This window comes from Marilutibacter maris (assembly GCF_006546735.2).
Classification (GTDB): Bacteria; Pseudomonadota; Gammaproteobacteria; order Xanthomonadales; family Xanthomonadaceae; genus Marilutibacter; species Marilutibacter maris.
Map to the genome: position 1 here is coordinate 1 of NZ_VICD02000034.1, position 8869 is coordinate 8869.

Sequence of the window (8869 nt, forward strand, 5' to 3'; positions counted from 1 at the left end):
GCCGCCGAGCAGGCGCGATCCGCGCAGGCCCGGCTGCGCGACAGCCTGCCCGAGGCATTGCGCGCAGGCTTCGAGAACGCCGCCGGGAACGGGCTTGCGGCGGCGCCGCAGCACCAGGAGGACAGCCCATGAGCGATGCGTCCGGCAACGACACCGGCCTCTCGCTGCCGGCGATCCGCGACCAGTACCAGCGCCTGCTGCAGCGTCTGGAGGCCAACGAACGCGAGTTCCGGCGGCTCGCGCGTTCGGTCTGGCGGGTGCAGGAGGACGAGCGGCGGCGGCTGGCGCGCGAACTGCACGACGGCATCGGCCAGAACCTGACCGCACTCAAACACCGCCTGGCGCAACTGGGCGAAGGCATGGACGCGCAACAGCATGCGCGCCTGGACGCGGCGATCGCGCTGTGCAGCGACACCCTGGAGGACACCCGCGAGCTGTCGCGGCTGCTGCGGCCGCCGATCCTCGACGACCTCGGCCTGGAACCGGCGCTGCGCTGGCTGGCGCGCAGCCAGGGCGAATCCGGCGGCCTGTCGATCACGGTCGAGATCGAGCCGCTGCCGGTGCTGGACGGCGACCTCCAGACCCTGCTGTTCCGGGTCGCCCAGGAAGCGCTCAACAACGTCGCCAAGCATGCCCGGGCCCGCCACGTGCTGCTGCGCCTGGTCGCCCGCGGGCGCTATCTGCAATTGCAGGTCGCCGACGACGGCCGCGGCTGCGACCCGCAGGCGGTGCTCGGCTCCGGCGGCAGCGGCCTGGGCGGCATCCGCGAGCGCCTGCGCCTGCACGGCGGCCGCCTGGAGCTGCACTCCAATCCGGGCGACGGCGCGCGGCTGCGCGCGATCGTGCCCATGGACGGCCAGGAGGGCCTTTGACCGCGGCCGTCGGCCCCGCCTTCGCCGGCGATCCGCGCCATGGCATACACTCTGAAGCGTGTCGCGTACGCGGGAGGGATCATCGATGACAGCCGCTCCCCCATCTTTGAACACGCAGACGCCGATCCGGGTACTGATTGCCGACGACCACACCCTGGTGCGCGAGAGCCTGGCCGGCATGCTGCAGGCCGACGGCGACGTGCAGGTGGTCGCCCAGGCCGCCGACGGCGTGGAAACCATCGAAAAGGCCGTCCTGGTCCGCCCGGATGTGGTGGTGACCGACATCTCGATGGCGCGACTGAACGGCATCGAGGTGGTCCGGCGCCTGCATGAGGCGTTGCCGCAGACCCGGGTGCTGGTGCTGACCATGCACCAGGAGGACGAATACGTCCTGCAGGCGGTCCGCGCCGGCGCCTCCGGCTATCTGGTCAAGGACAGCGCCGCCTCGGAGCTGCTGGCCGCGGTGCGCAGCCTGCAGGCCGGCCGCGGCTATTTCGGGCCACAGGCCGCGCGCGCCCTGGCCGAGCAGATGCAGAACCCGCAACGCGCGGTCGACGACCCTTACGGGCGGCTGACCGCCCGCGAGCGCGAAGTCTTCCACCTGATCGCCGAAGGCCTGACCACCAAGGAAATCGCGCGCCAGCTCGGGATCAGCGCCAAGACCGCCGAGAACCACCGCACCCGCGTGCTGAGCAAGCTCGACGTGCGCAACACCGCCGAACTGGTGCGCTACGCCCTGCGCAAGGGCCTGCTGGACTGAGTCCGGCTGAGTGACTTCCCCCAATACGGTTGGGGGCAAAACCGGATGGTCAACCCGATGCCCTCCGCGGATGCTGGATCGAGCGCGATTCGCGCCGTGCCCACATCCCGGAGGTTCCGTATGTCGCTTGCCCAACACCCGCGCCTGCGCGCCGGCCTGCTCGCCGCGGCGATCCTGGCCACCCCGCTGCTGGCGGAGGCCCGCCGCCTCGATCCGCAGCTTGAAAGCCTCCTGCCGGTGCTGGACCCCGGCGAGACGATCGAAGTCGTGGTCAGCTTCCATGGCGACGGCCCGCTCGACGACGGCCAGAGGACCCGCCTGCAGGCGCTGGGGCTTGCCGGGATCAGCATGCGGGCGCTGCCGATCGTCGGTACCCGGGTCACCCCGGCGCAGTTGCAGTCGCTGCTGGCGATGGACGATGTCCGCTCGGTGTGGCTGAACGCCCCGCTCGACCTCGACAACCGGGAAGCCACCCAGCTGACCGGGGTCGACAGCCTGCGCGACGACGCCAGCCTGCGCGTGGGCGGCCTGCCGGTGACCGGACGCGGCATCGGGGTCGTGGTCAACGATTCCGGCGTCGACGGCACCCATCCGGACCTGAAGTTCCCCGAACACGTCAGGCAGAACGTGCTGGCGCAGACGAACCTCTACTCGCTCAGCAGCCTGCTGCCGATCACCTACCAGGAAGGCGTGGCCAATACCGACCTCGGCGGCGGCCACGGCACCCATGTCGCCGGCACGATCGGCGGCAACGGCGCGGCCTCGCCCGGAGGCGCATTCGAGGGCGTCGCGCCAGGCGCCGGCATCATCGGCTACGGCTCCGGCGCCGGCCTGTTCGTCCTCGACACCATTGGCGGCTTCGACTACGCCCTGACCCACCAGGCCCAGTACGACATCCGCGTCATCTCCAACTCGTTCGGCAACACCGGCGACGTCGGCACCGCATTCGATCCCGACGACCCGACCAACATCGCGACCAAGGCGCTCGCCGACCGCGGCGTGGTGGTGGTGTTCTCCGCCGGCAACTCCGGCGCCGGCGAAGCCACCATCACCGGCAACTTCAAGAAGGCGCCCTGGGTGGTCACCGTCGCCGCCGGCGACAAACAGGGACGCCTGGCCGACTTTTCCTCGCGCGGCGAGGACGGCCGCGGCGGCCAGGTCGAGATCGACGGCGTCACCTACACATGGGAGGACCGCCCCACCGTGACCGCGCCCGGCGTCGACATCGTCTCCACCCGGGCGTCGCTGGGCGCGATCGACAAGACCTCGGCCGAGCAGGATGTCGAGGTGCTGGGGCCGGCCCTGGCTGCGAGCTACACCCACATGTCCGGCACGTCGATGGCGGCGCCGCACGTGTCGGGCATCGTCGCGCTGATGCTGGAGGCCAACCCGTCGATGGACTGGCGCGACGTCAAGCGGATCCTGCAGGAGACCGCCAGCAACATCCCGGGCCGGGCGCCGTGGGAAGTCGGCGCCGGCTACGTCAACGCCCACGCGGCGGTCCAGGCCTCGATGGCCGGCGGCAATTTCGGCAGCACCGTCAATGCCGCGCGCCGCTTCAACGCCAACGCGCGCGTGTCCACCGGCGGCAGCACCGACTACACCCTCGACTTCAGTCCGGTCGGCGCGCCCGCGACCCAAAGCTTCGAGGTCGGCGCCGACATCTCCATGATCTTCGCGCGCGCCAACGTCGGCGAAAACACCGTCGCGATCGCGCTGACCGACCCCAACGGCAAGCGCTACGGCTCCTCGATCGCGCTGCCGGTGCTGGGCGAGAACATCGCCGTCTCGGCGCCGGGCGTGGCGGGGACCTGGACCCTGTCGGTGCGGGGCATCGGCTCGGTATCCGGCGTTGCCCTCGACCCGGCCCAGGTCACCAACGGCTACGGCGCGCCGGGCCCGGTGGATGTCAACGTCAAGCAACTGCGCACCGACGGCTACGACGGTCTGATCGACATCGACGGTCATCCCGCCCGGAGCTTCATCGAGTATGGCGTGTCGCGCCGGCTGGTCGACGGCTACGCGGACGGACGCTTCCGTCCCGACCAGGCGATCACCCGCGGCGAAATGGCCGACTACCTGACGATGGGCGCCGGCATCCGCCAGAGCCTCCCGTCCGACCGAAGTTCCAGCTTCAGCGACCTGGGCGTCGCCGACGACCTGTCGCCGTTCGCCGAGGCGGTCACCGCGAAAGGCGCGGCCCAGCGCGACGTCGAGCATCGCCAGGCCGGCGTGATGGGAACCGTGGACGGCATGTTCCGCGGCGACGACAAGGTCACCCGGGCCAGCCTGGCCTACTCGCTGGTGCAGAGCCTGGGGCTGCAGTCCCAGGCGCGCGAGCCGGTCGAGTCGCTCAGCGTGCTGTACGACGGTCAACGGCTGCCGATCGACGACGCCGATGCGATCGCACCCAGCCTGCGCGGCTACGTGCAGATCGCACTCGACCTGCAATTGATCAACGCCCGCTTCGTGGCGACCCAGGGGCCGTTCGACCTGCAGCCGACCCTGCGCGCCTACTTCGACCCGAAGCAGGCGGTCACGCGCGGCGCATTCGCCGCGGCCGCCAGCCGCCTGAACGGCGTCTACCAGCACTAGATAGAGACCGCAGTAGATAGAGACAGCGCCGCGATAGACGGCCCGTACCGCCCGCCGCCGGACGCGCACCGGTGCGGGCATCTCCCAGTGGCCCGCAGCCCACCCGCTGCGGGCCCTTTTTTTGGCCCGACCATGCGCCGTAGTATCCTCGCGCTTCCCTGATCGAGCCGCGCCTGGCGCGGCATTTGGAGAAGCGTGGCATGAAGGCGAACGGTTGGAAGCACTGGCTCGGTTGCGCACTGCTGGCGACGACGCTCGCCGCCTGCTCCAGCGGTCCGGTACGGCGCGTATCCGAGCCCGCCGCGCGTATCCAGCAGCTGACCGTCAACGCCGACGGCAGCTGGACCGCGCAGTTGCGGATCGAGAACTACAGCAGCATCCCGATGCGCTTCGACCGCGTCGAGCTCGCGCTGCAGGCCGGCGGCCACGACGCCGGCACCCTGCAGACCGCCCCGGCGCTGGACATCGGCCCGGAATCCGCCGACGTGGTGGAGGTGCGGATGACGCCGTCCGCCGCCGCCAAGCTGGCCGCCGCCGATGCGCTGGCGGCAGCGCGCGCCCTGCCCTACCTGATCAACGGCACGGTCACCGCCACCCCCGAGGAGGCCCGCAAGTCGCGCCAGTTCGAGGTCGAGTACCGCAGCAGCCTGAATCCGGCGCCCGGCCTGCCCGGCGTACTGCGCTGAGCGCCGACGCCGACCGCCCCGACAATCACCCTAGGACGAAAGACCCGCAATGAGTGCATACAAAGCCCCGCTCGACGACATCCGCTTCGCCCTGTTCGACGTGCTGGACGCGGAAACCGCGTTCCAGCAGATGGGGTTCTCCGATGCGACCCGCGACATCCTCGACGCCGTGCTCGAGGAAGGCGCGCGCTTCTGCGAGACCGTGCTGGCGCCGCTGAACGCGGTCGGCGACCAGCAGGGCTGCACGTTCGACAAGGACAGCGGCCAGGTGACCACCCCGGCCGGGTTCAGCCAGGCCTACGCGCAGTACGTCGAGGGCGGCTGGCCGGGCCTGGTGTCGCCGACCGACTTCGGCGGCCAGGGCCTGCCGCATGCCGCCGGCGTGCCGATGAAGGAGATGATCGACGCCGCCAACCTGTCCTGGGGCAACTTCCCGCTGCTCTCGCACGGCGCCACCGAGGCGCTGCTGCAGCACGGTGAGGACTGGCAGAAGCAGGCCTTCCTCGGGCCGCTGGTCGAGGGCCGCTGGACCGGCACGATGTGCCTGACCGAACCGCATTGCGGCACCGACCTGGGCCTGCTCAAGACCCGCGCCGAGCCGCAGGCCGACGGCAGCTACCGCATCACCGGCACCAAGATCTTCATCACCGCCGGCGAGCACGACATGACCGGGAACATCGTGCACCTGGTGCTGGCCCGCCTGCCCGACGCGCCGGCCGGCAGCAAGGGCATCTCGCTGTTCGTGGTGCCGAAGGTCAAGGTCGATCGCGAGGGCAACATGGGCGAGGCGAACGCGGTGCGCTGCGGCAGCCTCGAACACAAGATGGGCATCCACGGCTCGGCGACCTGCGTGATGAACTTCGACGGCGCCGAGGGCTACCTGGTCGGGCAGCCGAACAAGGGCCTGATGGGCATGTTCACCATGATGAACACCGCCCGCCTCGCGGTCGGTCTGCAGGGCCTGGGCCTGTCCGACCGCGCGTTGCAGAACGCCCTGCGCTACTCGCGCGAGCGCCTGCAGATGCGCGCGCTCAGCGGCGCGAAGTTCCCCGACAAGGCCGCCGATCCGATCATCGTCCACCCCGACGTGCGGCGCATGCTGCTGACCTGCAAGGCGCTGGTCGAGGGCGGCCGGGTGATGGGCTACCACGGCGCGCTGCTGGTCGACGAGGCCCATCACGGCGCCGACGAGGCCGCGCGCAAGCGCGCCGACGAGCTGGTCGGCTTCATGACCCCGATCGTCAAGGCCTGCCTGACCGAATGGGGCGTGGAGTGCACCTACAACGCCCTGCAGTGCTTCGGCGGCCACGGCTACATCGCCGAGCACGGCATGGAGCAGCTGGCCCGCGACGCCCGCATCACCACCCTGTACGAGGGCACCACCGGCATCCAGGCGCTGGACCTGCTCGGCCGCAAGGTCATGCAGCTGCAGGGCGCGGGACTGAAGGTGATGCTGGAGATGATCGCCGGGTTCTGCGAGGCGCATGCCGACGATGCGGCGCTGGCGCCGTTCGTCGCCGAACTGATGCAGAAGGCCGCGCAATGGCAGCAGCTGACGCTGTCGATCGGCAAGCGCGCCGCCGCCAACCCCGACGAGGTCGGCGCCGCCGCCTACGACTACCTGATGTACTCCGGCTACGTCGCCCTGGCCTACTGGTGGGCGCGCAGCGTCGCCGCGGCCGAGGCCTCCTCGCAGCCGCAGACATTCAAGGACGACAAGCGCGAGACCGCCCGCTTCTACTTCGCGCGGATCCTGCCGCGGACGGCCGCCCACGCCAGCGCGATCGAAAGCGGCCTCGCCGGACTGCCGGACCTGCCGTTGGAGTAAGCGGATGGAAGTGACCGCGACGACCGGAATACCCGGCTGGATCCTGGTCGCGGCCGCGATCGTGGCGGTGCTTAACCTGGTGGCGACCGCGCGGATCCTGCGCGCGGCCGCCTTCTCGCCGTCGCAACAGCTGGTGCAATTGATGCTGACCTGGCTGGTCCCGGTGATGGGCGCGGCCGTCTGCCTCGCCTTCGCCCACTCGCAGGCGATCGGCGACGCACGCGAACACCAGCGCCTGGATCCGTATTACGGCGATGGATCGGCCATTGGCGGCGACAGTGGCGACGGCGGATCCGTCTTCGGCGATGGCGGCTGCGGCGGCGACTTCGGCGGCGGCGGCGGCGGCGGCGGTGACTGACCACCTCGCCGACGGCGCGGTACGGATCCGGCCGGCGACGAGTGCCGATCGCGATTTCATCCTCGGCTTCGCCGAAAGCTTCAGCGCCTTCCCGCTGCCGGCCGGGCGCCGCCGCGAGACCGTCGACGCCGGTGTGCGCGCCGACATCAGCCGTCACCTGGACGAACGCCCGCAGGGCTCGCATTTCTTCGTCCTCGAACACGACGGCACAGCGGCCGGCTTCATCCACCTGCTGCTGGGCACCGACTTCTTCGGCGGCGCGCCGACCTGCCATGTCTCCGACCTGGCGGTGCTGCCGGCCCACGAGGGGCGCGGCCATGCCCGTCGCATGCTCGATCACGCCGAACGCTTCGCCCGCGAGTACGCCTGTACCCGGCTGACCCTGTCGGTGTTTCCGGGCAACGCGCGGGCGCGGCGGTTGTACGAGGCGGTCGGCTACGCAGACGACCTGCTGCGGATGAGCAAGCCGCTCGACGGCGCCGACTGAGCCCCCGGCATCGGCAACTTTGCCGCGGTGCCTACACAAAACGTAAACAAAGGCGTATAAGCTGGTTTCCCGATGGAGACCGATAGAGCGCCATTACGCTTGATCCTCGGGGGAGCATCCGGTCCGGCACCTCGCCGCGACCCGGACAGCCCAGCGCCCCATGCGGGCGGCATTGCCCTCCGCTCCGCCGCCACCGGCCCACGCCCGGTCCCGCGCAACGCGATCGAACGCCTGAACTCGGTGCGGCTGCTGTCGCTCGACGCCTGCGGCCGCGTCCTGGACTGGATGAGCTGGCAGGACGCCGCCTGCCTGTACGCTCGCGACGCGGTTGCCTGGACCCTGGGCGAGCCCTGCCTGCGCGTGCACGGCGGCACCAGCCGGCTGACCGGCGAGCAGAGCGTGCTCGACCTGCCGCCGATCATCGCCGCACGCGGCCACGCCCGCGCCAGCGCGCTGGACCCGACCCCGGCCCTGACCAACGCCGCCCTGTTCGCGCGCGACAGCTACCTGTGCCTGTACTGCGGCCAGCACTTCAGCCGCCCGCACCTGACCCGCGACCACGTGCAGCCGGTCTCCAAGGGCGGCCGCGACATCTGGGAGAACGTGGTCAGCGCCTGCTTCAGCTGCAACTCGCGCAAGGGCAACCGCACGCCCCAGCAGGCGCACATGCCGCTGCTGGCCGTACCCTACCGGCCGAGCTGGGTCGAACACCTGATCCTGTCCAACCGCAACATCCTGGCCGACCAGATGACCTTCCTGCGCAGCCAGCTGCCGAAGAACACCCGCCTGGTCACCTGAGTCCGTCGTCCTCGCGCGAGCGCGCCCGCAGCGGCCGGGGCGAGCGCCCCCGCCACGCCCGGAAATGGACCCTCAGCGTCCCAATTTGCCGCTGGTGGGCGCACCGCGGCCCTGGCTTTGGACGGATTGCCTGAAAGCGGCCGCGATCCGTTGACGCGAACCACAGGCTTGGCAACACTCGCGTGTTATCGCGAGACCCGCATGCAAACGGACTGGACGATGTCTCTGACCCTGGGCTTGACCGGAATGGACCCGGACACCGAATCGGCGCTCACCGCCGCCTTCAACGCTGCCAACGCCCGCCTCGGCAAGCCGTGGCAGCTGCTGTCCGAGCAGGATGCCGGTTACGTCATCGTCGACATGGACAGCATGTACGGCCCGATGAGCTGGTTGCGGCTGCATGCGGCGCAGAAACAGGTCGTCGGCCTGACCACCGCATCGCGCACCCAGACCGATTTCCGCCTCGAGCGTCCGTTCGACGCCGA

General features: G+C 70.5%; 9 protein-coding genes. All 9 read left to right on the top strand.

The window, feature by feature from the left end; all coding sequences use genetic code 11:
- Nucleotides 1–128: 128 nt before the first annotated feature.
- Nucleotides 129–872, top strand: coding sequence for a sensor histidine kinase (locus FKV24_RS03010; protein ID WP_141481165.1), 744 nt, complete (start codon nucleotides 129–131; stop codon nucleotides 870–872).
- An 85-nt stretch (nucleotides 873–957) separates the two neighbouring features.
- Nucleotides 958–1632 (top strand): response regulator, encoded by a 675-nt coding sequence (locus FKV24_RS03015; RefSeq protein WP_111265880.1) that lies wholly within the window; start codon nucleotides 958–960, stop codon nucleotides 1630–1632.
- Nucleotides 1633–1752: 120 nt separating this feature from the next.
- Complete coding sequence (locus tag FKV24_RS03020) at nucleotides 1753–4227, top strand: S8 family serine peptidase (RefSeq protein WP_249040890.1); 2475 nt, start codon at nucleotides 1753–1755, stop codon at nucleotides 4225–4227.
- A 200-nt stretch (nucleotides 4228–4427) separates the two neighbouring features.
- Nucleotides 4428–4913: an LEA type 2 family protein gene (locus tag FKV24_RS03025; protein WP_141481167.1), complete on the top strand. Its 486-nt coding sequence runs from the start codon at nucleotides 4428–4430 to the stop codon at nucleotides 4911–4913.
- A 49-nt stretch (nucleotides 4914–4962) separates the two neighbouring features.
- The gene (locus FKV24_RS03030) at nucleotides 4963–6741 is read left to right on the top strand and encodes an acyl-CoA dehydrogenase C-terminal domain-containing protein (RefSeq protein ID WP_141481168.1); all 1779 of its coding nucleotides are present in this window, start codon (nucleotides 4963–4965) and stop codon (nucleotides 6739–6741) included.
- Nucleotides 6742–6745: 4 nt separating this feature from the next.
- Nucleotides 6746–7099: a hypothetical protein gene (locus FKV24_RS19120; RefSeq protein ID WP_170288192.1), complete on the top strand. Its 354-nt coding sequence runs from the start codon at nucleotides 6746–6748 to the stop codon at nucleotides 7097–7099.
- Entirely contained in the window at nucleotides 7092–7586 is a 495-nt protein-coding gene (locus FKV24_RS03040; RefSeq protein ID WP_249040891.1) for a GNAT family N-acetyltransferase, read from the top strand. Before FKV24_RS19120 ends, FKV24_RS03040 begins: the two co-directional genes overlap by 8 nt.
- A 72-nt stretch (nucleotides 7587–7658) precedes the next feature.
- Entirely contained in the window at nucleotides 7659–8384 is a 726-nt protein-coding gene (locus tag FKV24_RS03045; RefSeq protein ID WP_141481172.1) for an HNH endonuclease, read from the top strand.
- A gap of 219 nt (nucleotides 8385–8603) precedes the next feature.
- Nucleotides 8604–8869 (top strand): hypothetical protein (locus tag FKV24_RS03050; protein ID WP_141481173.1); only part of this gene is annotated, 266 nt, incomplete at its 3' end.